We start from the raw sequence: 25934 nt of genomic DNA on the forward strand, positions 1-25934 counted from the left end.
TTGAAACTCAAGGAGTTTTCCGTTTCGACTGCGCCGGAAGTGGGGCGAATTATAGACGTCCAGAATTTGCCGTCAACCCTTAATTACGCTTTTGTTGCAGATTGAACCTTGCGCCCCTTTAAACGCGGGATTCGGCGCATAACCGGCGGCACCCTCAGCATCAACAGCACGAAGCCTATAAAGGCGTAAATAGACCACTCTTTCAGATCCGCCCGCACAATCCACAACATATGCAGCAACCCAAGCCCCAAAATCAGATAAACCAGGCGATGCAACTTCTTCCAGCGCACACCCAGTCGCCGCTGACTGTAGCGATTGGATGTGATCGCCAGCGCGAGCAGACCGAGAAACCCAAGGGCCCCGACAATAATGTAAGGTCGCTTGCTCAGCTCAACGCCCAGTTGCGACCAATCGAACCCCAATATGAAAGCTGCGTATCCACTCAGGTGCAGCACCACATAAGCAAAACACCACAACCCCAACTGACGCCTGACCGCGATCCACCCCGCCCACCCCGTCAGTTTCTGCAGCGGCGTCATACTCAAGGTGATCAACAGCAAGATCAGCGTACCCAATCCGAGCCGATCCACCAGGACCTTGCCCGGGTCAGGCCCCAAGGTGTTCATCAACGCTTCGTAAAGCCAGAACAACGGCCAAACCGCCGCGGCGACAAAGACGCCAATTCGCCAGACTGGAAAACGCATCAGTAGTCCTTCCTCAAGTCCATCCCTGCATATAAAGAAGCGACTTCATCCTGATAGCCGTTGAACATCAACGTATCGCGAACATTGGGACTGAATAACCCGCTCGGCAAACGGCGTTCGTGCGCCTGGGTCCAGCGCGGATGATCGACCGTCGGATTGACGTTGGCATAGAAGCCGTATTCATCGGACGCAATACTTTGCCAGGTCGTCTTCGGCTGCTCGCTAACCAGGCTGATACGTACAATCGACTTCACACTTTTGAAACCGTACTTCCACGGCACCACCAACCGCAACGGCGCGCCGTTCTGGTTCGGCAACTCCCGTCCGTACATCCCAACCGCCAGGATTGCCAGCGGGTTCATTGCCTCGTCCAATCGCAGGCCCTCGACATAAGGCCAGTCGATCAAGGCGAAGCCGGAGCGCTGCCCGGGCATGGTTTTGGGATCCTGCAGGGTTTCGAAGCGGATGTATTTCGCCTTGGAGGTCGGCTCGATCTGCTTGAGCAGTGCGGAAATGGGAAAGCCAATCCACGGGATGACCATCGACCAGGCTTCGACACAGCGCAGTCGATAAATCCGCTCCTCCAACTGATAGGGCTTCATGAAGTCTTCCAACCCATAACGCCCCGGCTTGCCCACCTCCCCGTCCACCACCACGCTCCAGGGTTCGGTTTTCAAGGATCCGGCATTCGCCGCCGGGTCGCCCTTATCGGTCCCGAACTCATAGAAGTTGTTGTAGTGGGTGGCGTCTTTGAACGGCGTAATGGGCTCATTCTTGACCGTGACCGCGCCCCATTGAGTGGACGGCAGTTTCTCGGCAAACCAGGATGGTGCCTTGCCGGGCTCGACATCGGCATACCGCGCCGCGTCGGCAGCACTGGCCCAACGCGGCAGGCTACTCACGGCGAGGCCGGCCATGGTCGCACCCAGCATTTGACGACGAGATAGATAGAGGGATTCGGGCGTGACGTCCGATTCACGGCAGTCGGACGACTTGGGGATCTTGATCAGCATGACAACTCCGCAGTATTGGAGGGCAGGTGCACCAATAGACTGCGGAGTATGGGGGAAATTACATCACTCGGCGCTTTTGTGGCGACGCAGGTGCAACAGGTATTGAACCGGGCCGGACGCCGCGTAAGCGAGGAATACCAGTAACAGAATTCGCGGCGGATCACTGAAGACCACCGCGAACACCAGCACCACCGCCAGAATCGCAACGAATGGCACACGCCCCTTCAAGTCCAACTCCTTGAAGCTGTTGTACTTGATGTTGCTGACCATCAGCATCCCGGCCGCCGCTACCAGCAACGCCACCAGGAACGACATTTTCGAACCCTGGATGCCATAGTCGCTGAATGCCCAGACCACACCGGCCACCACACCTGCAGCTGCCGGACTGGCCAAGCCGATGAAGTAACGCTTGTCAGCCTTGCCTACTTGGGTGTTGAAACGCGCCAGGCGCAACGCCGCACCGGCCACATAGATGAAGGCGACCATCCAGCCGACCTTGCCCATGTCCCCCAGCGCCCAGCCGAAAGCTAACAAAGCCGGCGCCACGCCGAAGGCCACCATGTCGGACAGCGAATCGTACTCGGCACCGAAAGCGCTCTGGGTATTGGTCATGCGGGCCACGCGCCCGTCCAGACCGTCGAGCACCATGGCAACAAAGATCGCAATGGCAGCGAAGGCGAAGTAACGACTCGCCCCAGCACTGTCACCGGCGCTCAACGCGGCCTGAGCGCTCATGGAACTGATGATGGAATAGAAACCGGCGAACAGGTTCGCGGTGGTGAACAGATTCGGCAGCAGATAGATGCCACGATGCCGGACCTTACGGCCTTCAGCGTCATGGCCTTCTTCGATGTGCTCATCGATGGGTAGCAGGCTTTCGGCGTCAGGAGCCTGGTTTGGCTCGTCGGGACGTTCGCTCATGGACAATACCTTGCAACGGTGTGAAAAAATTCGACAGGTGTCTGGGACGACGGTTCGACCGCAAACGATGCAGCTTTATACCAGAAGCCACCGCCCAAACGAAAAAACGCGGCCAAGGCCGCGTTTTTCGATCAAGCTCGCGACTTAGTTCTTGGCCTTGTCGACGATCTTGTTGGCACCGATCCACGGCATCATCGAGCGCAGTTGCTCGCCGATGATTTCAATACCGTGGGCGGCGTTGTTACGACGCTTGGCGGTCATCGAAGGATAGCCGGTGGCGCCTTCACTGATGAACATCTTGGCGTATTCGCCATCCTGAATGCGTTTCAGGGCGTTGCGCATAGCCTGGCGGGACTCGGCGTTGATCACTTCCGGACCGGTCACGTATTCGCCGTATTCAGCGTTGTTGGAGATCGAGTAGTTCATGTTGGCGATACCGCCTTCGTACATGAGGTCAACGATCAGCTTCAGTTCGTGCAGGCACTCGAAGTAGGCCATTTCTGGCGCGTAGCCCGCTTCAACCAGGGTTTCGAAGCCGGCTTTGACCAACTCGACGGTACCGCCACACAGAACGGCTTGTTCGCCGAACAGGTCGGTTTCGGTCTCGTCCTTGAAGGTAGTTTCGATGATGCCGGTACGACCGCCGCCGACGCCAGCTGCGTAGGACAGGGCCACGTTCTTGGCATTGCCGGACGCATCCTGGTAGATCGCGATCAGGTCAGGGATACCGCCGCCTTTCACGAACTCGGAACGTACGGTGTGGCCCGGGGCCTTCGGCGCGATCATGATCACGTCGAGGTCGGCGCGTGGCACAACCTGGTTGTAGTGGATCGCGAAGCCGTGGGAGAAGGCCAGGGTGGCGCCTTTCTTGATGTTCGGCTCGATTTCGTTTTTGTACAGGGCAGACTGGAACTCGTCCGGGGTCAGGATCATGACCAGGTCGGCGGCAGCAACGGCGGAAGCCACGTCGGTGACTTTCAGGCCATGGGCCTCAGCCTTGGCAACGGTAGCCGAGCCCTTACGCAGGCCAACAGTCACGTCAACGCCGGAGTCTTTCAGGTTGCACGCCTGGGCGTGACCTTGGGAACCGTAGCCGATGATGGCGACTTTCTTACCCTGGATGATCGACAGGTCGCAGTCTTTATCGTAGAAAACTTTCATGAATTTCCCCTCTATCCGGCCTTTCAGGCCATTCGCTAATTTGGTTTAGATGCTCAGTACTTTGTCGCCACGGGCAATCCCGGTGACGCCACTGCGTACGGTTTCCAGAATCGAGGCAGTGCCGATCGATTGAATGAAGCTGTCGAGCTTGTCGCTGGTACCGGTCAACTGAACGGTATAGACGCTGGCGCTGACATCGACGATCTGCCCACGATAAATATCGGTAGTGCGTTTGATCTCGGCACGCTGTGCGCCGGTGGCCTTGACCTTGACCAGCATCAGTTCGCGCTCGATGTGAGCGCTTTCCGACAGGTCCACCAGCTTGACCACCTCGATCAGCTTGTTCAGGTTTTTGGTGATCTGCTCGATGATTTCATCGTGGCCAACAGTGGTCAGCGTCAGACGCGACAGGGTCGGGTCTTCGGTTGGCGCCACGGTCAGGCTTTCGATGTTGTAGTTGCGCTGCGAGAACAGGCCCACTACACGAGACAGAGCACCCGGTTCGTTTTCCAGAAGCAGGGAAATAATATGTCGCATGATTAGGTACGCTCCGTCTTGCTCAGCCACATATCGCGCATGGAGCCGTCTTTGATCTGCATCGGGTAGACGTGCTCACTGGTGTCGACCGCAATATCGATCACCACCAGGCGGTCCTTCATGGCGAACGCTTCCTCCATCTTCGACTTCAAATCTTTCGATTCGGTGATGCGTACGCCGACGTGACCGTAGGCCTCTGCGAGCTTGACGAAATCAGGCAGCGATTCCATGTAGGAATGCGAGTGACGGCTGCCGTAGCTCATGTCCTGCCACTGGCGAACCATGCCCAACACACCGTTGTTCAGGATGACGATCTTCACCGGCAAACCGTATTGCAGGCAGGTGGACAGTTCCTGGATGTTCATCTGGATGCTGCCCTCGCCCGTGACACAGGCAACGTCGGCATCCGGAAAACTCAACTTGATGCCCATGGCCGCCGGAAAACCGAAGCCCATGGTGCCCAGGCCACCGGAGTTGATCCAGCGGTTGGGCTTGTTGAACTTGTAGTACTGCGCGGCGAACATCTGGTGCTGGCCCACGTCGGAGGTCACAAAGGCATCGCCCTTGGTCACTTCGCACAGGGTTTCGATTACGGTCTGCGGCTTGATTATGCTGCCGTCGCCCTTGTCATAAGGGAACAGGCCACGATCGCCACGCCATTCATCAACCTGCTTCCACCAACTGGCCACGGACTCCTTGTTCGGAGCCTCGCCGATTTCCTTGAGGATGGCGACCATTTCGGTCAGCACGCTCTCTACCGGACCGACAATCGGCACGTCTGCCTTGATGGTCTTGGAGATGGACGCCGGGTCGATGTCGATGTGGATGATCTTGGCGTTCGGGCAGAACTTCGCCGGGCCGTTGATGACACGGTCGTCGAAGCGCGCGCCGACTGCCAGGATCACATCGGCATGGTGCATCGCCAGGTTGGCGGTGTAGCTGCCGTGCATGCCGAGCATGCCGATGAACTGGCGATCGGTGCCCGGGTAGGCACCCAGGCCCATCAGGGTATTGGTGACCGGCAGGTTGAGCATTTTTGCCAGTTCAGTCAGCGGCGCTGAGCCACCGCCAAGGATCACACCACCGCCGGAGTACAACACAGGGCGCTTGGCCGCCAGCAGCATTTCAGCTGCCTTGCGGATTTGCCCGGAGTGACCGCGTACGGCCGGACTGTAGGAACGCAGCTTGGCTTTTTTCGGGAAGATGTATTCGAACTTCTCGGCCGGGTTGGTCATGTCTTTTGGGACATCGACCACGACCGGGCCCGGACGACCGGACTCAGCCAGGTAGAAGGCCTTCTTCATGACTTCCGGGATTTCCGACGCGTGCTTGATCATGAAGCTGTGCTTCACGATCGGCCGGGAAATACCGATCATGTCGGTTTCCTGGAACGCATCGGTGCCGACCATAGTGCTAGGCACCTGACCGGAGATGATCACCATCGGGATAGAGTCCATGTACGCCGTGGCGATACCGGTGATGGCGTTCGTGGCGCCTGGACCGGAAGTCACCAGTACCACGCCGGCCTTGCCGGTGGCACGGGCATAGCCGTCAGCCATATGAGTGGCCGCCTGCTCGTGACGAACCAGGATATGGGTCACTTCCGGTTCTTTGAACAGGGCATCATAGACATGAAGAAGAGCACCACCGGGGTACCCGTAGATATATTTGACGCCTTCGTCACGCAAAAAGCGGACGAGCATCTCACCGCCAGATAAAAGCTCCACGTTGTTCACCTCTAAAACGCCAGAATACCGACCCACAACAAGGGGACGGGTCTTAATAGGTTTACTTCTCGGCAGAGCATGAGCGACGGTGGTCGCCGACTACGTCAGCACTGACTGAGCAAGTATTGGGATCGTCCCAAGTGTTGCGGGCCTTTCCCACCCAGCGCGAGGTAACGCGTTGCGGGTGTAACAGGTCGGCGCGGATGTGCGCCTCATGATCTGCCGAGTGGGTCTGCTTCTGGCAGTCCCTCTACAGCGGACTTTGGATTCTTCTGTTTCGTCTTCTGCAAGTCAAGTCGTCAATGTACTTTATTCGAAGTAAGCGCATGAGAACGCAAGAAAAAACCTTTAAACGGCAACTGTGTTAGCTTCAATTGCGCAACCCACGACAAGGAAACAGCATGCGAATGTTCTTCTTGATGGCCAGCTTGCTGGTTGGCCTGAGCCCGACGTGCATGGCCGGTCAGGTCTACAAATGGGTGGACGCCCAAGGCGTGACGCATTTCGGAGCCCAGCCGCCCGAAGGCGTGCAGACCACGACCGTGATCAAGTCCTCGCCGTCCGTCGCTAAACCACCAGCGCCCCCCTCTGGTGGAGTCATTGGCGACCAGAAGGCTATCGATCAACAGGTAAAGAAACAGATCGCAGAACAGCAGGCCCAGCTCAAGGTGTTCTGCGATCAGGCCCGGACCAACCTGGCGCAATTGCAGAACAACCCGAGGGTGCGTGAGGACGTGGAAGGGGAAATGCGTCGCCTCACCGATGAAGAGCGACGCCAGCGGATCGATGAGACCCGCAAGCAGATCGAAGAACATTGCCAGTAATAGCGATCAACCGACGTCGCTGATCAACTGGTCAAACTGCGACAGCAGCCGCTGCAACTCGATGCCCTGCCCTGGCCGCTGGGCATAGACCATTTCAGCCATGGCGAGGATGCCTGAGGCGTTGGGCAGCGGTAGGTCATTTTCCAGGATGGCTTTCATCCGTGGCAGGAAAATCCATTGCAGCCATTGCTCGAAGTCCAGGGTATCCACCGCGAACGGCTCGACGCTGGCCAGCGCTTCGACGGAAGGCGAAACGCTGCTCCACCAGCCTTGGACCCTCAACTCCCGCTCGATCAGCAGCAACTGCTCGGCAATCTGGGGAAAACGCGTATCCATCAGAGCGAAACCTTAGCCTTCTGACGGGCCAACGCCGCGCCAGCGGAATCGCCTTGTTTCTCGCGAGCCTGGGCGATCAATTCCCACAAGCTGGCCTGAAGCGCCGGACGACCGCTGGTGAGTGTCAGGCCGCGACGGGCGAGTTGTTCGGCTTGCGGCGCATCGCCCTGGGCCATGCGCACCTGGGCCAGGCGATAAAGCACCTGCGGTTCACGCGGTGCTACTCGCTGAGCACGCTCCAGGCTGGAGGACGCACCATTGAGGTCGCCGCCGGCCTGCTGCTGTTGCGCGGTAGTGAGCAGGGCCAGCACCGGACCGTCCAATTGCTCATCGGCGGACAAACCACCCGAACTGGCCGACGGAATGCGGCTCGGCGTCGAAGGCATGCTGTAGCTGCCCTGATCGATCGGCGAGGTCTCGATAGGCCCCGGGGTAATGGGGCCCGGCGTGATCGGCGTGCTGCTGATCGGCGCCGAGGTCGTAGCGCCACCACCCGGCACCATCACCACGACACCGGTGTCGCCTTGAGGGATCGCCTGAGGCTGGCCCTGCACCGGCCGCTTTACCGTCGTTTGCCGGAAACCGCCGTTGGCCGAGATCCGCTCACTGTTGGAAACAGCGGTGCCGGAATCAACGACCGGAATCGAACCGCGCTGTACGGTAGAGCAGCCACTGAGCAAAGCCACGGCCGTTACCGCTGGAATCAACCACTTGTTCACTTGAAACCCTCTTTGCTTAATTCACCCAATCCTTGACCCAATCCATCACCGACTCGGCGGGACTCGTGCTGCCACAGGCAGCACCGGGTGGCGGCTCGCTGCCGCGAATATACGGCATCTGTACAGCGCCCGGGCAATTGGCGTCGGAACCTTGTCCAGTGCGCGAATCGACCCAGGCCTGAACGATATTGTCCGGTTGTGGCATGTCCAACGGCAATGGGTCAGCCTTGCGCATGAAACTGGTCCAGACCTGCAACGCCCCCGTGGCGCCGGTGAACGGGGTCTTGCCGTTATCATCACGTCCAAGCCAGACCACCGCCAGCAGATCCTGGCTGAAACCGGCAAACCAGCTGTCGCGCGAATCGTTACTGGTACCGGTCTTGCCCGCCAGGTTCAAGGTCCGGGGCAGCACGTTATAAACCGAACTGCCGGTGCCTTCACGCATGACCCGCTGCATCGCGCTCTGGATCAGATAAATGGAAGCCGGATCAAAACGCTGCTGGATCTGGAACGGGTAACGCTTGAGCGGTTCGCCATCGGCGGTCAGCACGCTACGGATCCCGCGCATCGGCGTATTGAAACCACCGTTGGCCAGGGTCTGGTACATGGCCGCCACTTCGATTGGCGTGAGACCACCAGCCCCCAGCAGCATCGATGGGAAAGCCGGGAATTCGCGGCTTACCCCCAGGCGCGCCAGGGTCTTGAGTACGTTCGGCACGCCGATTTCCAACCCGAGGCGAGCCGTCGAGAGGTTGTAGGAATGCGCCAGCCCCTGGTACAGGAACACCGTCCCGTGGGAGCGGCGATCGTAGTTCTGCGGTTTCCAGACCTGCCCATCCGCCCCTTTGACCGAGAACGTTTCGTCCGACAGCCAACTGGTCAGCGTGTACTGGCTCGGTTTCTCCAGCGCGGTAAGGTACACCGCCGGCTTGATCAGCGAGCCGATCGGCCGCACAGCGTCCAGCGCCCGGTTGAAACCGGCGAAGCTGGCCTGGCGGCTGCCGATCATGGCCTGGACTTCGCCGGTTTCCGGGTTGGTCACCACCATGGCGGCTTCGACTTCGTCAGCGCCCTTGCGCCCGCCCAGCCGTTTGAAGGTGTCCTCGACCGAGGCTTCGGCCTTCATCTGTAGGATCGGGTCGAAACTGGTGAAGATGCGCAGACCTTCTTCGGTCAAGTCTTCGTCGCGGTAGTCTTCACGCAGCTGGCGCTTGACCAGGTCCATGAAGCCTGGGAACGAGCTGTCCGCCAGACTGCCGCGCTTGGTCACGCCCAGTGGCATTTTCTTTGCCGCTTCAACCTGCTCGGCGGTCGCCACGCCTTGTTGTTGCAACAGGTCGAGCACCAGATTGCGCCGCTCGAGGGCACGCTCCGGATTACGCCGCGGGTTGTAGGAAGACGGCCCCTTGACCATGCCCACCAGCAACGCCACCTGATGCAGCTTGAGCTCGGACAATGGCTGGCTGAAGAAGAACTGGCTGGCGAGACCGAAACCATGCACCGCCCGCTGACCGTCCTGGCCGATAAACACCTCGTTGAGGTACGCCTCCAGGATCTCCGGCTTGTCGTAGTGCAGCTCCAACAGCAGCGCCATCATGGCTTCGGTGAGCTTACGAGACAGACTGCGCTCGTTGGTCAGGTAGAAGTTCTTGACCAACTGCTGGGTCAGGGTACTGCCGCCCTGGCGCATATGGCCGGAGGAGGTGTTGACCCAAATGGCCCGGGCAATCGACTTGGGCGAGACGCCGAAGTGATGGTAGAAGTCGCGGTCTTCGACGGCGATCAGCGTATCGAGCAGGAACGGCGGAACCTGGTCGATCTTGATCAGGATCCGGTCTTCAAGGTTCTTGGGGTACAGGCCACCAATCAACAGCGGCTCGAGGCGCACCACCGACAAGCTCGCATTGTTGGCGCCAGTCAGCGCAGCTACATAGTCGCCAGAGAAGCGCACCCGCACCGGTTGCGCCTGCTCCATGCCTTCATAGAACTGGAAACCGCGGGTATTGAGGTCGACGGTATTGCCATTGACCGAGGCCGCACCCGGACCATTGGCCACGCTTTCACGGCGATAACCCAAGGCATCGAGTTCGGTCAGGAAATCATCCTTGCTCAGCTTCTGTCCGACGAACAGCTCCAGCGGCCTGGCGTAGACCTTGGCCGGGATCGTCCAGCGCTTGCCGGAGAACTTCTCCTGGACCACGGCATCGAGATAGACCGCAAAACCGGCGAGCACGACAAGGCCCACCAGGCTAAGTTTAAGGGCCCAGCCCAGCCAGGGCCGCAGGCGGCTGGCGGGTGGTTTCTTGGGGGTACGGGGGGATCGGGTACGAGTCATGGCGGCGGATTATACGCACTTTGCGGCGGTTCAACATGAGCCCGACGAGGTTTGCGTTAACGTCGCTTGCGGCCATAATGACGGCCTTGAATTTTCCAGTCTCTGAAGGACCGCCCGTGAGCCAATCCCTGATCGCCGCCCTGCAAAACCCGGCCCTCTACCCGCATCCCGTCGAAGGGTTCCAGGTCATCGAAACCCACATTTCCTGGGTATTGCTCACCGGGCCATACGCCTACAAATTCAAAAAGCCGGTGAACTTCGGTTTCCTCGATTTCACCAGTCTCGAGGCGCGCGAGCATTTCTGTGGCGAAGAGCTGCGCCTTAACCAGCGCTTGACCCAGGACCTGTACCTGGAAGTCCTGCCAATTACCGGCAGTGCCGAAGCGCCGCAATTGGCGGGCGACGGCCCGGCCATCGAATATGCCCTGAAGATGCGTCAGTTCCCCCAGAGCCAACTGCTCAGCACGCTGCAAGCCAACGGTGAACTGACCACCGCCCACATCGACGAAATGGCCACGCAGATCGCCCAGTTCCACCTTTCCACGCCCAAAGTGCCAGCCGACAATGCGGCCGGCACCCCGGACAGCGTGATGGCGCCGGTGCGGCAGAACTTCGAACAGATCCGCCCGTTCCTCAGCGACAAAGCTGACCTGTTGCAACTCGAAGCGCTGCAAGCCTGGGCTGAAAGCAGCTTTGATCGCCTCAAGTCGCTGTTCATCCAGCGCAAGGCCGAAGGTTTCATCCGCGAATGCCATGGCGATATCCATCTGGGCAACATCACGCTGATCGACGGCAAAGTGGTGATTTTCGACTGCATCGAATTCAACGAGCCCTTCCGCTTCACCGACGTCTACGCCGACACCGCGTTCCTGGCGATGGACTTGGAAGACCGTGGCCTCAAGTCGCTGGCGCGGCGATTCGTCAGCCAATACCTGGAACTGACCGGCGATTACCGGGGCCTTGAACTGCTGAACTTCTATAAGGCCTATCGCGCCCTGGTCCGCGCCAAGGTTGCGCTGTTCAGCATGCCGGCCGAAGCCGATCCGGTGCAGCGCGCCACCACCCTTCGCCAATACCGCAACTACGCCAACCTGGCCGAAAGCTACAGCACCATTCCGTCACATTTCCTGGCCATTACCCACGGCGTTTCGGCCGTAGGCAAAAGCCACGTCGCCATGCGCCTGGTGGAAGCACTGGGGGCGATTCGCCTGCGTTCGGACGTAGAGCGCAAGCGCCTGTTCGGCGAGCAACATGTGCCCAACGATCCACAAGCCGGTATCTATAGCAGCGACGCCAGCAGCGCCACCTACGCGCGCCTGCATGAGATCGCCGACATGATCCTGCACGCCGGATTCCCGGTGGTGGTCGACGCCACCTACCTCAAGCGCGACCAGCGCGATGCAGCAGCGAAAGTGGCCGAAGCCACGGGCGCACCATTCCTGATTCTCGACTGCAACGCACCGCAAGCGGTCATCGAAGCCAGACTCGCGCAGCGTCAGGCCGATCAGAAAGACCCTTCGGACGCGACTCTGGCGGTCATCGCTGCACAACAGGCCAGCCGTGAAGCCCTGACCCCGACGGAAATCCTTTGCAGCAAACGGGTCCAAACCAACGAAAGCGGTACCCTCGACGTCGTGGTTGCGCAGATCCGTCAGCGCCTGCCAGGCCTGTAGAAAACTATTTCGGCCGTGAAGCGAGACCCGGCTTCACGGCCGCCAAATAGTGGCACTATACTGGCGTCATAAAACCAACAGGTGCTATGAAATGAGCCTCCCCAAGCTTCTCAATACCCCGCTTTATGCCTTGCTGCGCAAAGACGATATTGCAGGTTTCAACAGTGAGCGCCCTCAAGGTCCGGTCGACATGCGCGGCGGTGATTTTCGTGGCCTTGATCTGCGGGAACTGAACGCCGACGACGTTGATTTCAGCGACGCTTACTTCCGCTCCGCTGATTTGCGCGGCATCGATTTTCGCAAAGCGTCACTGGAAGGCGCGAGCCTGGCCCACGCGCAGATATCCGGCGCCTACTTCCCGCCTGAGCTGTCTGCCGACGAGATTCTGATGTCGATGAACTTCGGCACCCGGCTGCGTTACCGCACCCGCTGATCCTGTGGAAACCGGGTAGGCCAAGATGCGGCCGCCCCGCCACAGACCGACCCGAACTCCAGCGCCCCCGCCCGCGCTGGAGGACGTATCGTGCGGCACCTTCCCTCCGCATCGTGCGTAATGCATTAGAAGCTTTTGCGTCGAATCCCACCAAAGAATCACGCTTTTCCTACTGACCGCTACACTGCTCAGAAGCTTGCCCAATGCACCAATCGGCCGTCGCAAGGAGGCTCGATGAATGATGAGTTGCAACACCTGAAGAATCTCGGCAAGACATCAGCCCAGTGGCTGCATGCCGTCGGTATACACAGCGCCTCGGATCTACGCCGGCTTGGCGCGGTGGACGCCTATCGGGCCGTGCGCACTCGCGGCTTCCGGGCTTCCAAGGTGTTGCTGTATGCGATCGAAGGCGCATTGATGGATGTGCACTGGAACGACCTCCCCGCCGAACGCAAGGAAGCCCTGAATCAACAACTGGACGCTATCTCGACGCGGCATAAAGCCTGACTACCCTCGTTTTGCCGACTGACGTGGTAACCGTTCAGGTTATTTCGGGAAATCGAAAAACAATGTTTGACATGGTAATGAGAATCGCTATGATTACCACATCCGGTCGCGAGACTGGTCGATATTTGAACAGCCCTTGGTTCGGACTCTCAGATATCTCCTCATCAGGCTAATCACGGTTATTTGACCCGGCTTTTGCCGGGTCTTTTTTTGCCTGGAAAAAGCCTCTCTTCTTTAGCGCGATCTCACCCCTTGGTGTGTTCACGCATCTGTGCGCAGTAATCCTGAGGCGGTGTGGCCGGGGTGTACCACACATAGTCGGCCATGGTTGATGTCACGTCGCTGCCTTCCTCGGCCAGCATCAAGACGATCGGAGCTTCGCTGGCCCCAAGATCCAGCGCATGCAGCGGCACACCAACATCCTTTCGCCCATGCCAGGCGCCGGCGAACAACAATGCGGGGGTGGGCGCGTCCAGTAGACGTTCAGCCATGCGCCGGTCACGCTGCTGCTGGACCGCCAGCATCGCCGGCATTTGCGATTCAGGCAGCAGGCCGCAGTGGGATTCACGGATCTGTCCCAGCAGTTCCCCCTTCACAACCGTCGCATTGGTGCGAACGCCGCTCAAGCCCGGCGCTTGCCGATAGAAACGCTGGATCTCGGCGGCGTCCAGATTGGCCGCCAGCAAAGGATAAGGTTGCGTCAAGACGAACTCGATGACAGGCCCATACAGGCTCCAGTCCCAGCCCGGCGACCAATCCAGCGCACCGGGCAGGTCCTTCGGCAAGGTCGATAACTGGCGAACGGCAGCAATCCGTGGTTGCTGCTGCGGCGTCAGCATTTCCAGCAACAGACTGCCTTGAGCCCGCCTCTCGGCCAAGGCCTGAAGCAGCCATAGCTGTAGCGCGTGGTGATCGCGATTGTCGTGTTTTTCACCCACCACCACTCGAGACGCTGTCGCCAAACGCTCGACCAGCGCCTGGGGCGTGACGACCTGACCAGTGTGCAAGTCTCGGATCCGCCCGCTGACCGGGGGCGGCGCAATGCTCTGACAAGCCGTCAAGACACTCAATGTCAGGATCAGGATCAGCCGCACGTCTACATCCTCAAGAAACCCTCAACGGGCAATGATCAATGGATGCCCGCGCTCCGGATGGGACTGCACCAGCACTTCCAGGCCAAACACCGCTTTGAGCGGTTCCGGGCGCAGCACCTGCTGCGGCGTGTCCAGGGCCACGGGCCGGCCAGACGCAAGCAGCAACAGACGATCACAGTAACGCGCCGCCAGGTTCAGGTCATGCAGGATCACCAACACGGCAGCGCCGCGATCGGCGAATTCACGCACCGCCTGCAGGATGGTGTGCTGATGCAGTGGGTCGAGCATCGAGGTCGGCTCGTCCAGCAACAAAGTTTGACCCGCCTCACCCGGCCACAGTTGTGCCAACACCCGCGCCAGATGCACCCGCTGACGCTCGCCCCCGGACAACGCCAGGTAACTGCGTCCGTGCAGATGCGCCGCGTCCGCGGCTTGTAGCGCCGAGGCGACGATTTGATCATCGCGTACCCGGCCACTCTGATGCGGCAGGCGCCCCATGCCGACGACTTCCTCGACACGGAACGCAAAGTCCAGGGTCGAGGACTGCGGCAAGACCGCCAGGCGGCGAGCGCGCTCGGCACCGTCCCACTGGGCCAGCGGTCGATCGTCGAGCCAAACCTGGCCCTGGGCCGGACGCAATTGGCCGCACAGGCCGGCCAGCAAGGTACTTTTCCCCGCGCCATTGGGCCCAAGCACGCCGAGCACTTCACCGGGATTGAGTTGCAGATCGACGTCCGCCAGCACGCTTTGCCGACCACGATGAATGTGCAGGTTCTGCGCTCGCAACATCAGGCGCGCCCTCGCAACAATAAATAAAGGAAGAAAGGCGCCCCGATAAAGGCCGTGACGATACCAATCGGCAGTTCCGCCGGGGCCAGCGCCAAGCGTGCCACCAGATCGGCGAACAGCAGCAGGCTGGCACCTGCCAACACTGAAGCTGGCAGCAACACGCGATGGTCGGGGCCCGCTATCAGTCGCACCAAATGCGGCACCACCAACCCGACAAAACCGATCATGCCCGCTGCCGCCACCGCCGCGCCAACGCCCAGGGCCGTGCAGAACACCAATTCACGCTTGAGGCCTTCAACATCAACGCCCAAATGGGCCGCTTCGGACTCACCCAACAACAGCGCATTGAGCGCTCGGGCCCGACGTGGCAACCAGAGCGCCACGCCGGCGCTGACCAGCAACAACGGCCACAACCGCGCATAGCTGGCGCCGTTAAGACTGCCCAGGTTCCAGAACGTCAGGGTGCGCAGGGTCGCGTCGTCCGCCAGGTAGGTGAACAGGCCGACCGCCGAACCGGACAACGCGGTCAGGGCGATGCCGGCCAGGAGCATGGTCGCCACGTGGGTCTGGCCGTTGCGCCGACCGAGGCGATAGACCAGGGCCGTGACCCCAAGCCCGCCAAGAAACGCACACAACGACAACACATAAGGGCCGAACGCTTCGGGCAACCCACCCAGCGCCGAACCAGCGACAATCGCGAAGGCCGCCCCCAGCGCCGCGCCGCTGGACACGCCCACCAGCCCCGGGTCGGCCAGCGGGTTGCGGAACAGGCCCTGCATCGCCACACCGGACAATGCCAGCACTCCACCCACCGCCAACCCCAGCAAGGTGCGCGGCAAACGGATCTGGCCGAGGATCAGCTCAGCCTGCTCCAGACCATCGGCAGCGACCGGCAGACCCAGCAGGCGCAACGCGGCGCGCAAGGTGTCGAACAGCGGCAAGCTCACCGGCCCCAGGGCCAGGGACAGCCAGATCGCCAACAGGCACAGCAGGCTCAGGCCGATGAATAAGGTGCGCGGCTTGACCACCGGCCTCATGGCGCCTTGGCCGACGCGGCCGGATAGAACCCATCCGTCAGTTTCACCAGGCTTTGCGGCAACCGTGGCCCCAGCCCGCCCACCAACAACGTCGGGTCAAGTTCCATGACGCGTCCATCCCTGGCGGCCCGGGTCGAGGCAAGGATCGGGTTTTCCTTGAACAATGCCGCGCGGGCTTCTTCACCCTTCAAGGCACGGTCGGCGAAGACCAGCACCTCAGGATTCAGCCCGGCGAGGTTCTCCATGGAAAATGGCTTGTAACCGCTATGGGTCGCCAGATTGTGACCACCCGCCTGCTGCAACAGCCAGTCGGCGGCGGTGCCCTTGCCGGCAACCAAGGGTTTGCCGCCGGCGCCCCCGATCAACAGCAACACGCCGGGCGTCTTTTGCTTGAGTTGGATTTCGCTCACCCGGGCTTTTTGTTGGGCAAGCTGCTGTTGATAACCGTCGAACAGCTGCGCGGCCAGGGCCTCGGCCCCCAGCAATTGCCCCAGGTGCCGCAAATTGCCTTGCAGGGTCGGCAGATCCGGCGTGGCCGAGAACAGTTCGACCTGTACGCCGGCGCCGCGGATCTGCGACAGCACCGGGGGCGGCCCCATTTCTTCAGTGCCCACCAGGATCTGCGGGCGCAGGCTCAGCACGCCTTCCGCCGACAGCTGACGCTGATAACCGATACTCGGCAGGGCCCGCAAGGATTCGGGATGCTGGCTGGTGGTGTCCACACCCACCAGTTTCGATTCACCACCCAGCGCGCTGACCCACTCCGACAAGGCACCACCGGCGCTGACCCAGCGCTGCGGCAAATCGGCCGCAGTGGCCCACGGGCTGGCCAGCAGTGCGACACACAACCAAACAACACGGATATTCAGGCGCATCAGGCAGCTTCCTCAAAGAAGTTGTTCACAGGACCGGGCATGGACGTGCCAGGCCAAGTATCCTCAGTCACCTGCGAAGAAGGCGCCATTTGATAATTGTTTTCATTTGACCGTCAAGCATGAACCTTTTGCCACACGAAACCTGTGGGAGCGAGCTGCTCGCGATAGCGGTGTGTCAGTCACTGAAGTGTTCAATGTGGCGCCGTCATCGCGAGCAAGCTCGCTCCCACAGGGGCTCTTCAACACAAATATCGAGACACACATGAAGCTTCTTTGTACCGCTGCCCAATTGCCTGACAACGGCAGTCGTGGCTTCGACATCAATGGCCGCAAGGTGCTGATCGTGCGCCGCGCAGGCCGGGTTTATGCGTACCTCAACCGCTGCCCGCACCGCGGCGTGCCACTGGAATGGCAACCCGACCAGTTTCTCGACCCCAGCGCCAGCCTGATCCAGTGCGCCACCCATGGCGCACTGTTCCTGATCGAGGACGGTGAGTGCGTGGCCGGTCCCTGCGCCGGTCAATTCCTGGCGGCGTTAGACAGCCGGGAGGACGAACAAGGGATCTGGGTCGAGCTGTAGCGGTTCGAGCAGTACCGGCAATGGACGGTCCACCCACATCTCCTCCGGCGTCAGGCTGACCCCATAAGCCAGCACCTCGACACCTGCCGCCACCGCGTCGCGCAAGGCGGCCGCATACAGCGGGTCGATTTCCTGCGCCGGACGCACGGCCTCAATGCCGCTCAGGTTCACGCAATACAGCTGCACCGCCCGCACACCTTCCCGGGCCAGGCAGGCGAGTTCGCGCAGATGTTTGGCCCCGCGCTGGGTCACCGCGTCGGGAAACGCCGCCACGTTCGTGCCATCGAAACCCAGCGTGACACTTTTGACTTCGACCCAGGCCGAACGGTTGTCGTAGTCCAGCCGGAAATCGATACGGCTGTTTTCCTGACCATAGGCCACTTCACGCTTGAGCCCGGTAAACCCGTTCAATTCGGCGATGATCCCGGCGCGCAAGGCCTCTTCGATCAAGGCGTTGGCCCGCGCCGTGTTGATGCAGGCGAGCCGCCCCTGAGGGGTTTCGCCGACTTCCCAAGTACCGGGCAGCTTGCGCTTGGGATCACTGGAGCGACTGAACCAGACTCGCGCACCCTCTGTCATGCAATTAAGCATCGAGCCGGTGTTCGGGCAATGAATGGTCAGCAGTTCGCCATGAACGGTCTCGATATCGGCGAGAAAGCGCTTATAACGTCGAATCAGACGCCCTTCTTCCAACGCAGGAGAAAAACGCATCAGCCTTGCCAGCTCCGCAGTCCGCGCTCGATTCGCGCCACCGCTTCCTGTAGCCGCGGCAGGCTCTGGGTGTAGGCGAAACGCACATGGTGGCCGGCCTGATGGCGGCCGAAATCCAAACCTGGCGTAAAGGCCACATGTTCGGTTTCCAGGAAATACTGGCAGAACGCAAAGGCATCGCCGCCGAACGCGCTGATATCGGCGTAGAGGTAAAATGCCCCTTGCGGCTCCACCGCAATACCGAAGCCCAACTCACGCAAAGCCGGCAGCAGAAAGTCGCGGCGCAACGCGAACTCGGCCCGACGTTGCTCGAAGATCTCGATGGTGGCGGGTTCAAAACAGGCCAGGGCCGCGTACTGGGCCATGCTTGGTGCGCTGATGTAGAGGTTCTGCGCAAGCTTTTCCAGCTCGCCGACGGCGGCCGAAGGCGCCACCAGCCAACCCAGTCGCCAGCCGGTCATACCGAAATATTTGGAAAAACTATTAAGAACAAAGGCGTCGTCGTCGACTTCCAGCACGCTGGCGGCGTCGGTGCCGTAGGTCAGGCCGTGATAGATCTCATCCACCACCAGATGGCCGTTGTGCCCGCGGATGGCCTTGGACAACCCGGCCAGTTCGTCCCGGGTGAGGATCGTCCCGGTCGGGTTGGCCGGCGAGGCCACCAACGCGCCCACGCTGTCCTGGTCCCAATAACGGTTCACCAGGTCCGGCGTCAGTTGGTAACGCACATCCGGGCCCACCGGCACCAATTGCGCCGCGCCTTCCACCAACCGCAGGAAGTGACGGTTGCACGGATAGCCGGGATCGGCCAGCAACCAGTGCTTGCCTGGGTCCACCAGCAGGGCGCTGGCCAGCAGCAACGCGCCGGAGCCACCCGGGGTGATCAGGATACGCCGGGGGTCAATGTCCACCCCGTAGCGCTGCTTATAGAAACCCGCGATAGCTTCGCGTAATTCGGGAATGCCACGGGCCGCGGTGTAACGGGTCTTACCCGCTGCCAGCGCTGCCTGGCCGGCCTGGATGATCGGCTCGGCGGTGGTGAAGTCTGGCTCGCCGATCTCCAGGTGGATGACGTCGTGCCCGGCGGCTTGCAATTCATTAGCGCGGGCCAGCAGCGCCATCACATGGAAAGGTTCGATGGCGCGGCTGCGCGCACTATAGGGCTGAGCCATTAGCCTTCCTTACGTAAGAAAAAGAACCGATTCTACCCAAGCCGGGAACGAGCGCGAACCTAAAGAAGTCAGAGCCCTCGGATTGCTGGAAATGACTCCGGCGATTGGCCCAGGCTTGACTAGAATCAAGCATTGAGCAGGATTACATCTGCACCGAACCGAACCCGACCACGCTTTACAAAGCCCCCGACGGCCGCAGGCTCGACAACCGGGAGTAGCGCGGCCCGATTTGATCTGGTAAGTTCGCCCGCTTGCAGCCGCAGGGCCGGCAGGTGTCGGTGATGGAGCAATCCTGCGTAGTGGATTACAAGAGTAGAGGCGGTCCATTCATGCCCACCCAAGCAAAGCAAAACCCAAATAACACGCTCAGCGGGTTTGAGCCTTACGTCTCGCAACCTGGCGAAGAGTACATGGGCGCCCCCATGCGCGCGCACTTCACCAAGATCCTGAATAAGTGGAAACAGGACTTGATGCAGGAAGTCGATCGCACTGTGGATCACATGAAAGACGATGCAGCGAACTTCCCCGACCCGGCCGACCGTGCCAGTCAGGAAGAAGAATTCAGCCTCGAACTGCGTGCCCGTGACCGTGAGCGTAAGCTCATCAAGAAAATCGACAAGACGCTGCAACTGATCGAAGACGAAGAATACGGTTGGTGCGAGTCCTGTGGCGTCGAAATCGGCGTCAAGCGACTGGAAGCCCGTCCGACTGCCGACATGTGTGTCGACTGCAAGACCCTGGCGGAAATCAAGGAAAAACAGGTCGGCAAGTAATTGCCTGGGCTGTAACGAAAACGGAGCGTTCACACGCTCCGTTTTTGTTTCTGGCACTTTCTATGCGCCCGGCGAATCCCTTGTGGGAGCGAGCTTGCTCGCGATAGCGCAGTGTCAGTCAACTTAATACTGGCTGATCCGACGCCTTCGCGAGCAAGCTCGCTCCCACAGGGGATGGGTTTCGTCATCAAGATATGTATTCCTACCGCTCGGACTCAGTAACATTCTCCCCATGACTGCCACCACCCCCTACATCGGCCGCTTCGCCCCCACCCCCAGCGGCCACTTGCATTTCGGCTCGCTGGTCGCTGCGTTGGCGTCATACCTGGATGCCCGGGCTGTCGGCGGGCGCTGGTTGCTGCGCATGGAGGATCTTGACCCGCCCCGGGAAGAGCCGGGCGCGCAAGCGGCGATTTTGAAGGCACTGGAAAGCTACGGGTTTGAATGGGACGGCGAGATGGTCCGCCAGAGCGAGCGCCATGACGCTTACGAGCAAGTCATCAACCGCTTGTTCAGCCAGGGCCTGGCCTATGCTTGCACCTGTTCGCGCAAGCAACTGGAGGCGTATCAGGGCATTTATCCGGGACTGTGTCGCAACGCTGGGCATGGCACCGAAAACGCCGCCATCCGCCTGCGCGTCCCTGAGCTTGAGTACCACTTCACTGACCGGGTACAAGGCGAGTTCCGCCAGCATCTGGGCCGCGAGGCCGGTGACTTTGTGATTCGCCGTCGTGACGGGCTCTACGCTTATCAACTGGCGGTGGTGCTGGACGACGCCTGGCAAGGGGTCACCGATATCGTGCGCGGCGCCGACCTGCTGGACTCCACGCCGCGCCAGTTGTACCTGCAAGAACTGCTCGGGCTGCCACAACCGCGTTACCTGCACGTGCCGCTGATCACCCAGCCGGACGGGCACAAGCTTGGTAAGTCCTATCGCTCGCCACCGCTGGCGGCCGATCAGGCCACGCCGCTGCTGTTGCGGGCGTTGCGCGCGCTGGGCCAGCAACCGGGCTCAGAGCTGGCCGACGCCAGCCCACGGGAGCTGCTGGATTGGGGCATTCGCCACTGGGATGCGGCCAAGATCCCGCGCACACTGAGCCTGCCCGAAGCGCAAATACGTTGACGGCCCTTGCAGCTTGGCGCCCATCCGTTACCATCGCCGCACGTTTTCGGGCACGCGCATAAATAAGAGAGGCCGGGATGTATATCTATCGCTTGGTCCTGCTCCTGGTAGTGGGGATTTACCTGTTCTCCCCGGCGATCATGGATTGGTGGATCGATGCCACGGGTGCCTGGTATCGGCCGTATCTGCTCTGGCTGATTCTGATTGTCGTGACCTTCATCCTGCAGAGCCAAAAAGATGCCGATGAGCTTTAGCCTGACCCAGATGATCCTGATCAGCGCCGCCTACTTGGCAGTGCTGTTTGGTGTAGCCTGGATCAGCGAACGGGGCATGATCCCCCGGGCGATCATCCGCCATCCGCTGACCTACACCCTGTCGCTGGGCGTCTACGCCAGCGCGTGGGCGTTCTATGGCACGGTCGGGCTGGCGTATCAGTACGGCTATGGGTTCCTGTCCAGTTACCTCGGCGTGTCGGGCGCGTTCCTGCTGGCGCCGGTATTGCTCTACCCGATCCTGAAAATCACCCGCACCTACCAACTGTCGTCCCTGGCCGACCTGTTCGCTTTTCGCTTTCGCAGCACCTGGGCCGGCGCCCTGACCACGATCTTCATGCTAGTGGGCGTATTGCCGCTGTTGGCCTTGCAGATCCAGGCCGTGGCCGACTCCATCAGCATCCTCACCCGCGAACCGGTGCAGCACCGGGTCGCGCTGAGTTTCTGCGCCTTGATCATCCTGTTCACGATTTTCTTTGGCTCCCGGCACATCGCAACCCGGGAAAAACACGAAGGCCTGGTGTTCGCCATCGCCTTCGAATCGGTGATCAAGCTGATCGCCATCGGCGGCGTCGGCCTCTATGCCCTGTACGGCGTGTTTGATGGTCCGCAACAGCTTGAGCTTTGGCTGCTACAGAACCAGACCGCCCTCGCCGCCCTGCATACGCCCCTGCAGGAGGGACCGTGGCGCACGCTGTTGCTGGTGTTCTTCGCGTCGGCGATCGTGATGCCGCACATGTACCACATGACGTTTACCGAAAACCTCAACCCGCGCTCGCTGGTCAGCGCGAGCTGGGGCCTGCCGCTGTTCCTGCTGCTGATGAGCCTGGCGGTGCCGCTGATCCTGTGGGCCGGGTTGAAACTGGGGGCCAGTACCAATCCAGAGTACTTCACCCTCGGCATCGGCATCGCCGCCAACAGCAAGGCCCTGGCCTTGCTGGCGTATATCGGCGGCCTGTCGGCGGCCAGTGGCCTGATCATCGTCACCACGCTGGCGCTGTCGGGGATGGCCCTCAACCACCTGGTGCTGCCGCTGTATCAGCCGCCAGCTGAAGGCAATATCTACCGCTGGTTGAAATGGACCCGGCGGGCGCTGATCGTCGCGATCATCATGGCCGGCTACGGGTTCTACCTGATGCTGGGCGACGGCCAGGACCTGGCCAACCTGGGCATCGTCGCATTCGTTGCCACCTTGCAGTTCCTGCCTGGCGTGTTGTCGGTGCTGTATTGGCCGACCGCCAACCGTCGCGGCTTTATCGCCGGCCTGCTGGCGGGGATCCTGGTGTGGCTGGTGGCCATGCTCCTGCCGCTGCTGGGCAACTTGCAGGGTTTCTATATTCCGCTGCTGAACATGATCTATGTGCTCGACGACACCAGTTGGCACATGGCAGCCATCGCCTCCCTGGCGGCGAACGTGCTGATGTTCACCCTGATCTCACTGTTCACCAACGCCAGCAGCGAAGAGGCCAGCGCCGCCGAAGCCTGTGCGGTGGACAACGTTCGTCGCCCGCAGCGCCGCGAGCTGCACGCCGCCTCGCCCCAGGAGTTCGCCACGCAACTGGCCAAGCCCCTGGGCGCCAAAGCTGCGCAAAAGGAAGTCGAACAGGCCCTGCGCGACCTTTATCTGCCCTTCGATGAGCGCCGCCCCTACGCCCTGCGTCGCCTGCGGGACCGGATCGAAGCCAACCTGTCCGGCCTGATGGGCCCCAGCGTGGCCCAGGATATGGTCGAGACGTTCCTGCCTTACAAGGCTGGCGGCGAGAACTACGTCACCGAAGACATCCACTTCATCGAAAGTCGCCTCGAGGATTACCACTCGCGCCTCACCGGCCTGGCCGCCGAACTGGACGCCTTGCGTCGCTATCACCGCCAGACCTTGCAGGAACTGCCGATGGGCGTGTGTTCCCTGGCCAAGGACCAGGAAATCCTGATGTGGAACAAAGCCATGGAAGAGCTGACCGGGATCGCTGCCCAGCGCGTGGTCGGTTCGCGCCTGAGCACCTTGGGCGAACCGTGGAAAGGTTTGCTGCAAGGCTTCATCGACCTGCCGGACGAGCACCTGCACAAACAACACCTGGCCCTCGACGGTCAGACCCGCTGGCTGAACCTGCACAAGGCGGCGATCGACGAGCCGCTGGCACCGGGCAACAGCGGCCTGGTATTGCTGGTGGAAGACCTGACCGATACCCAGATGCTCGAAGACAAGCTGGTCCACTCCGAACGACTGGCGAGCATTGGCCGGTTGGCCGCCGGGGTCGCCCACGAGATCGGCAACCCGATCACTGGCATCGCCTGCCTGGCGCAGAACCTGCGCGAAGAGCGCGAGGACGACGGCGAACTGACGGAAATCAGTGGCCAGATCCTCGAACAGACCAAGCGCGTGTCGCGTATCGTTCAGTCGCTGATGAGCTTCGCCCATGCCGGCGGTCACCAACATAACGATGAGCCCGTCTGCCTGGCCGAAGTGGCCCAGGATGCCATTGGTCTGCTGGCGCTCAACCGGCGCAATTTCGAAGTGCAATTTTTCAACCTGTGCGACCCGGATCATTGGGTCGACGGCGACCCCCAGCGGCTCGCCCAGGTGCTGATCAACCTACTCTCCAACGCGCGGGACGCCTCACCGGCCGGCAGCGCGGTGCGGGTCAAGAGCGAAGCCAGCGAACACACGATCGACCTGATCGTCGAAGACGAAGGCAGCGGTATCCCACAGAACATCATGGACCGATTGTTCGAACCCTTCTTCACCACCAAGGATCCTGGCGAAGGCACCGGTCTGGGCCTCGCACTGGTCTATTCCATCGTTGAAGAGCATTATGGACAAATCACCATCGACAGCCCGGCCGATGTACAAAGCCAACGCGGCACCCGTATCCGGGTCACCTTGCCGCGTCATGTCGAAGCGACGTCCGCTGTGAACTGAGACCGTCGAGAGAATCGAATCAATGCCGCACATTCTGATCGTCGAAGACGAAACAATTATCCGCTCCGCCTTGCGCCGCCTGCTGGAACGCAACCAGTACCAGGTCAGCGAAGCCGGTTCAGTGCAGGAAGCACAAGAGCGTTTCAGCATCCCGACATTTGACCTGATCGTCAGCGACCTGCGCCTGCCCGGCGCTCCCGGCACCGAGCTGATCAAGCTCGGCCAGGGTACGCCGGTGCTGATCATGACCAGTTACGCCAGCCTGCGCTCGGCGGTCGACTCCATGAAAATGGGGGCCGTGGACTACATCGCCAAACCGTTCGACCACGACGAGATGCTCCAGGCCGTGGCCCGCATCCTGCGCGACCGACAAACGGCAACCGGTAACCCATCGGAACCCGCCGGCAAGGCCCCTGCCTCCGCGAAGGTCGGCGCCAGCAACCATAACGGCGAAATCGGCATTATCGGTTCCTGCCCACCCATGCAGGACCTGTACAGCAAGATCCGCAAAGTGGCACCAACCGACTCCAATGTCCTGGTCCAGGGTGAGTCCGGTACCGGTAAGGAGCTGGTGGCCCGCGCGCTGCATAACCTCTCTCGTCGGGCCAAGGCGCCGATGATCTCGGTGAACTGCGCGGCGATCCCGGAAAGCCTGATCGAGTCCGAGCTGTTCGGTCACGAGAAAGGCGCGTTCACCGGCGCCAGCGCCGGACGTGCCGGGCTGGTGGAAGCGGCGGACGGTGGCACGCTGTTCCTCGATGAAATCGGTGAGTTGCCGTTGGAAGCCCAGGCGCGATTGCTGCGCGTGCTTCAGGAAGGCGAGATCCGCCGGGTCGGGTCGGTGCAGTCGCAGAAAGTCGACGTCCGCCTGATCGCTGCGACCCACCGTGACCTCAAGAGCCTGGCGAAGATCGGCCAGTTCCGCGAAGACTTGTATTACCGCTTGCACGTCATCGCCTTGAAACTGCCGGCCCTGCGCGAGCGTGGCGCGGACGTCAACGAAATTGCCCAAGCGTTCCTCGCCCGCCAGAGCGCGCGGGTCAACCGCACCGATCTCAAGTTCGCCCCGGACGCCGAGCAGGCCATTCGTCATTACGCCTGGCCGGGTAACGTTCGAGAGCTGGAGAACGCGGTCGAGCGGGCGGTGATCCTGTGCGAGAGCCCGGAAATCTCCGCCGATCTGCTGGGTATCGACATCGAACTGAGTGACCTGGACGACGAAGAGTTCATCGGCCTGGCCCCACAACAGGGCGGTGCGGCCAACAACACCAGCCACGAACCCACCGAAGACCTGTCCCTGGAGGACTACTTCCAGCATTTCGTCCTGGAGCACCAGGACCACATGACCGAGACCGAACTGGCCCGCAAGCTGGGCGTAAGTCGCAAGTGCCTGTGGGAACGCCGCCAGCGCCTGGGTATCCCGCGACGCAAGACCGGGGTGGCCAGCGAAAGCTGATTTGTGGGAGCAAGCTCGCTCCCACAGGAGGACAGGCTCGAAGAGCCATGAATGTGAAAAAACTGTTACCTCAGCTTTTTCACGTAACAGAAGCCGGGGTTTACGGTAACGAAACCCCGGCTTTTTTTCGTCCCGAAAAAACCGACATATCCTTAGAACCCCCGGTTTTTCTAGCCTTCGCAAAAGTTGGCACGCACCCTGCTATAGCTTTGGTACAAGAACAATAACAAGCAATGCAAAAG

The 25934-nt window shown here is 60.8% G+C and carries 25 protein-coding genes; 10 read left to right on the plus strand and 15 right to left on the minus strand.

Annotation, left to right across the window (positions count from 1 at the left end; all coding sequences use genetic code 11):
• Nucleotides 1–83: 83 nt before the first annotated feature.
• From msrQ to ACWNZ1_RS23990, 6 genes are all read right to left on the minus strand, one after another.
• Nucleotides 84–704 (minus strand): protein-methionine-sulfoxide reductase heme-binding subunit MsrQ, encoded by a 621-nt coding sequence (gene msrQ / locus ACWNZ1_RS23965; RefSeq protein WP_256453748.1) that lies wholly within the window; start codon nucleotides 702–704, stop codon nucleotides 84–86.
• Nucleotides 704–1717: a protein-methionine-sulfoxide reductase catalytic subunit MsrP gene (gene msrP, locus ACWNZ1_RS23970; protein WP_256453749.1), complete on the minus strand. Its 1014-nt coding sequence runs from the start codon at nucleotides 1715–1717 to the stop codon at nucleotides 704–706. Before msrP ends, msrQ begins: the two co-directional genes overlap by 1 nt.
• Before the next feature lie 63 nt (nucleotides 1718–1780).
• Nucleotides 1781–2638 carry a CDP-diacylglycerol--serine O-phosphatidyltransferase gene (pssA, locus tag ACWNZ1_RS23975; protein WP_135847183.1) on the minus strand — a complete coding sequence of 286 codons (858 nt, stop codon included), beginning with the start codon at nucleotides 2636–2638 and terminating at the stop codon, nucleotides 1781–1783.
• A 144-nt stretch (nucleotides 2639–2782) separates the two neighbouring features.
• Entirely contained in the window at nucleotides 2783–3799 is a 1017-nt protein-coding gene (gene ilvC / locus ACWNZ1_RS23980; RefSeq protein ID WP_003185459.1) for a ketol-acid reductoisomerase, read from the minus strand.
• Between the two features lie 45 nt (nucleotides 3800–3844).
• Nucleotides 3845–4336 carry an acetolactate synthase small subunit gene (gene ilvN, locus ACWNZ1_RS23985; RefSeq protein ID WP_003205610.1) on the minus strand — a complete coding sequence of 164 codons (492 nt, stop codon included), beginning with the start codon at nucleotides 4334–4336 and terminating at the stop codon, nucleotides 3845–3847.
• A gap of 2 nt (nucleotides 4337–4338) precedes the next feature.
• Nucleotides 4339–6063, minus strand: a complete 1725-nt coding sequence (locus tag ACWNZ1_RS23990; protein WP_135847184.1) for an acetolactate synthase 3 large subunit — start codon at nucleotides 6061–6063, stop codon at nucleotides 4339–4341.
• Between the two features lie 401 nt (nucleotides 6064–6464).
• Here ACWNZ1_RS23990 and ACWNZ1_RS23995 point away from each other — a divergent pair, with 401 nt between their 5' ends.
• Nucleotides 6465–6887, plus strand: coding sequence for a DUF4124 domain-containing protein (locus ACWNZ1_RS23995; protein ID WP_406550150.1), 423 nt, complete (start codon nucleotides 6465–6467; stop codon nucleotides 6885–6887).
• Between the two features lie 6 nt (nucleotides 6888–6893).
• Here the strand turns inward: ACWNZ1_RS23995 and ACWNZ1_RS24000 are convergent, their stop codons facing one another.
• From ACWNZ1_RS24000 to mrcB, 3 genes are read right to left on the minus strand one after another with little or no spacing between them, the layout of a single operon-like run.
• Entirely contained in the window at nucleotides 6894–7223 is a 330-nt protein-coding gene (locus ACWNZ1_RS24000; protein WP_256453751.1) for a YqcC family protein, read from the minus strand.
• Nucleotides 7223–7942, minus strand: a complete 720-nt coding sequence (locus ACWNZ1_RS24005; RefSeq protein ID WP_135847186.1) for a hypothetical protein — start codon at nucleotides 7940–7942, stop codon at nucleotides 7223–7225. The genes ACWNZ1_RS24000 and ACWNZ1_RS24005 overlap by 1 nt, the downstream gene beginning before the upstream one ends.
• Nucleotides 7943–7958: 16 nt before the next feature.
• Complete coding sequence (mrcB, locus tag ACWNZ1_RS24010; protein ID WP_256453752.1) at nucleotides 7959–10277, minus strand: penicillin-binding protein 1B; 2319 nt, start codon at nucleotides 10275–10277, stop codon at nucleotides 7959–7961.
• Nucleotides 10278–10393: 116 nt separating this feature from the next.
• On the opposite strand from mrcB, the gene ACWNZ1_RS24015 reads away from it, so the two are divergent.
• The 3 genes from ACWNZ1_RS24015 to ACWNZ1_RS24025 all read left to right on the plus strand — a co-directional run bounded on the left by ACWNZ1_RS24015 (nucleotide 10394) and on the right by ACWNZ1_RS24025 (nucleotide 12890).
• Nucleotides 10394–11950: a bifunctional aminoglycoside phosphotransferase/ATP-binding protein gene (locus ACWNZ1_RS24015; RefSeq protein ID WP_265072384.1), complete on the plus strand. Its 1557-nt coding sequence runs from the start codon at nucleotides 10394–10396 to the stop codon at nucleotides 11948–11950.
• 91 nt (nucleotides 11951–12041) lie between these two features.
• Complete coding sequence (locus tag ACWNZ1_RS24020) at nucleotides 12042–12383, plus strand: pentapeptide repeat-containing protein (protein ID WP_135847189.1); 342 nt, start codon at nucleotides 12042–12044, stop codon at nucleotides 12381–12383.
• A 234-nt stretch (nucleotides 12384–12617) separates the two neighbouring features.
• Nucleotides 12618–12890 carry a TfoX/Sxy family protein gene (locus tag ACWNZ1_RS24025; RefSeq protein ID WP_135847190.1) on the plus strand — a complete coding sequence of 91 codons (273 nt, stop codon included), beginning with the start codon at nucleotides 12618–12620 and terminating at the stop codon, nucleotides 12888–12890.
• Nucleotides 12891–13135: 245 nt separating this feature from the next.
• Here the strand turns inward: ACWNZ1_RS24025 and ACWNZ1_RS24030 are convergent, their stop codons facing one another.
• From ACWNZ1_RS24030 to ACWNZ1_RS24045, 4 genes are read right to left on the minus strand one after another with little or no spacing between them, the layout of a single operon-like run.
• A complete protein-coding gene (locus ACWNZ1_RS24030) occupies nucleotides 13136–13984 on the minus strand; it encodes a ChaN family lipoprotein (RefSeq protein WP_256453753.1) in 849 nt (282 codons plus the stop codon).
• A gap of 21 nt (nucleotides 13985–14005) precedes the next feature.
• A complete protein-coding gene (locus ACWNZ1_RS24035; protein ID WP_256453754.1) occupies nucleotides 14006–14773 on the minus strand; it encodes a heme ABC transporter ATP-binding protein in 768 nt (255 codons plus the stop codon).
• Entirely contained in the window at nucleotides 14773–15756 is a 984-nt protein-coding gene (locus ACWNZ1_RS24040; protein WP_178084338.1) for a FecCD family ABC transporter permease, read from the minus strand. Before ACWNZ1_RS24040 ends, ACWNZ1_RS24035 begins: the two co-directional genes overlap by 1 nt.
• Before the next feature lie 50 nt (nucleotides 15757–15806).
• A complete protein-coding gene (locus tag ACWNZ1_RS24045; protein ID WP_135847194.1) occupies nucleotides 15807–16685 on the minus strand; it encodes a heme/hemin ABC transporter substrate-binding protein in 879 nt (292 codons plus the stop codon).
• Between the two features lie 262 nt (nucleotides 16686–16947).
• Here ACWNZ1_RS24045 and ACWNZ1_RS24050 point away from each other — a divergent pair, with 262 nt between their 5' ends.
• A complete protein-coding gene (locus ACWNZ1_RS24050; protein ID WP_135847195.1) occupies nucleotides 16948–17265 on the plus strand; it encodes a Rieske (2Fe-2S) protein in 318 nt (105 codons plus the stop codon).
• On the opposite strand, the gene sfsA is transcribed toward ACWNZ1_RS24050, so the two are convergent.
• Nucleotides 17221–17976, minus strand: a complete 756-nt coding sequence (gene sfsA, locus ACWNZ1_RS24055; RefSeq protein ID WP_135847196.1) for a DNA/RNA nuclease SfsA — start codon at nucleotides 17974–17976, stop codon at nucleotides 17221–17223. The genes ACWNZ1_RS24050 and sfsA overlap by 45 nt on opposite strands.
• Nucleotides 17976–19148 carry a pyridoxal phosphate-dependent aminotransferase gene (locus ACWNZ1_RS24060; protein WP_135847197.1) on the minus strand — a complete coding sequence of 391 codons (1173 nt, stop codon included), beginning with the start codon at nucleotides 19146–19148 and terminating at the stop codon, nucleotides 17976–17978. Before ACWNZ1_RS24060 ends, sfsA begins: the two co-directional genes overlap by 1 nt.
• 329 nt (nucleotides 19149–19477) lie before the next feature.
• Between ACWNZ1_RS24060 and dksA the strand changes: the two genes are divergently transcribed.
• The 5 genes from dksA (at nucleotide 19478) to ACWNZ1_RS24085 (ending at nucleotide 25692) form a co-directional block, all read left to right on the plus strand.
• Nucleotides 19478–19921 (plus strand): RNA polymerase-binding protein DksA, encoded by a 444-nt coding sequence (gene dksA, locus ACWNZ1_RS24065; RefSeq protein WP_135847198.1) that lies wholly within the window; start codon nucleotides 19478–19480, stop codon nucleotides 19919–19921.
• 232 nt (nucleotides 19922–20153) lie between these two features.
• Nucleotides 20154–21044, plus strand: a complete 891-nt coding sequence (gene gluQRS, locus ACWNZ1_RS24070; RefSeq protein ID WP_135847199.1) for a tRNA glutamyl-Q(34) synthetase GluQRS — start codon at nucleotides 20154–20156, stop codon at nucleotides 21042–21044.
• A gap of 77 nt (nucleotides 21045–21121) precedes the next feature.
• Complete coding sequence (locus ACWNZ1_RS24075) at nucleotides 21122–21298, plus strand: hypothetical protein (RefSeq protein ID WP_003176118.1); 177 nt, start codon at nucleotides 21122–21124, stop codon at nucleotides 21296–21298.
• The gene (locus ACWNZ1_RS24080; protein ID WP_178084278.1) at nucleotides 21282–24236 is read left to right on the plus strand and encodes a sensor histidine kinase; all 2955 of its coding nucleotides are present in this window, start codon (nucleotides 21282–21284) and stop codon (nucleotides 24234–24236) included. Before ACWNZ1_RS24075 ends, ACWNZ1_RS24080 begins: the two co-directional genes overlap by 17 nt.
• 22 nt (nucleotides 24237–24258) lie before the next feature.
• Nucleotides 24259–25692: a sigma-54-dependent transcriptional regulator gene (locus ACWNZ1_RS24085; protein ID WP_256453755.1), complete on the plus strand. Its 1434-nt coding sequence runs from the start codon at nucleotides 24259–24261 to the stop codon at nucleotides 25690–25692.
• The last annotated feature ends 242 nt before the right edge of the window (nucleotides 25693–25934 follow it).

Source organism: Pseudomonas sp. CFBP 5748 (genome assembly GCF_053850495.1).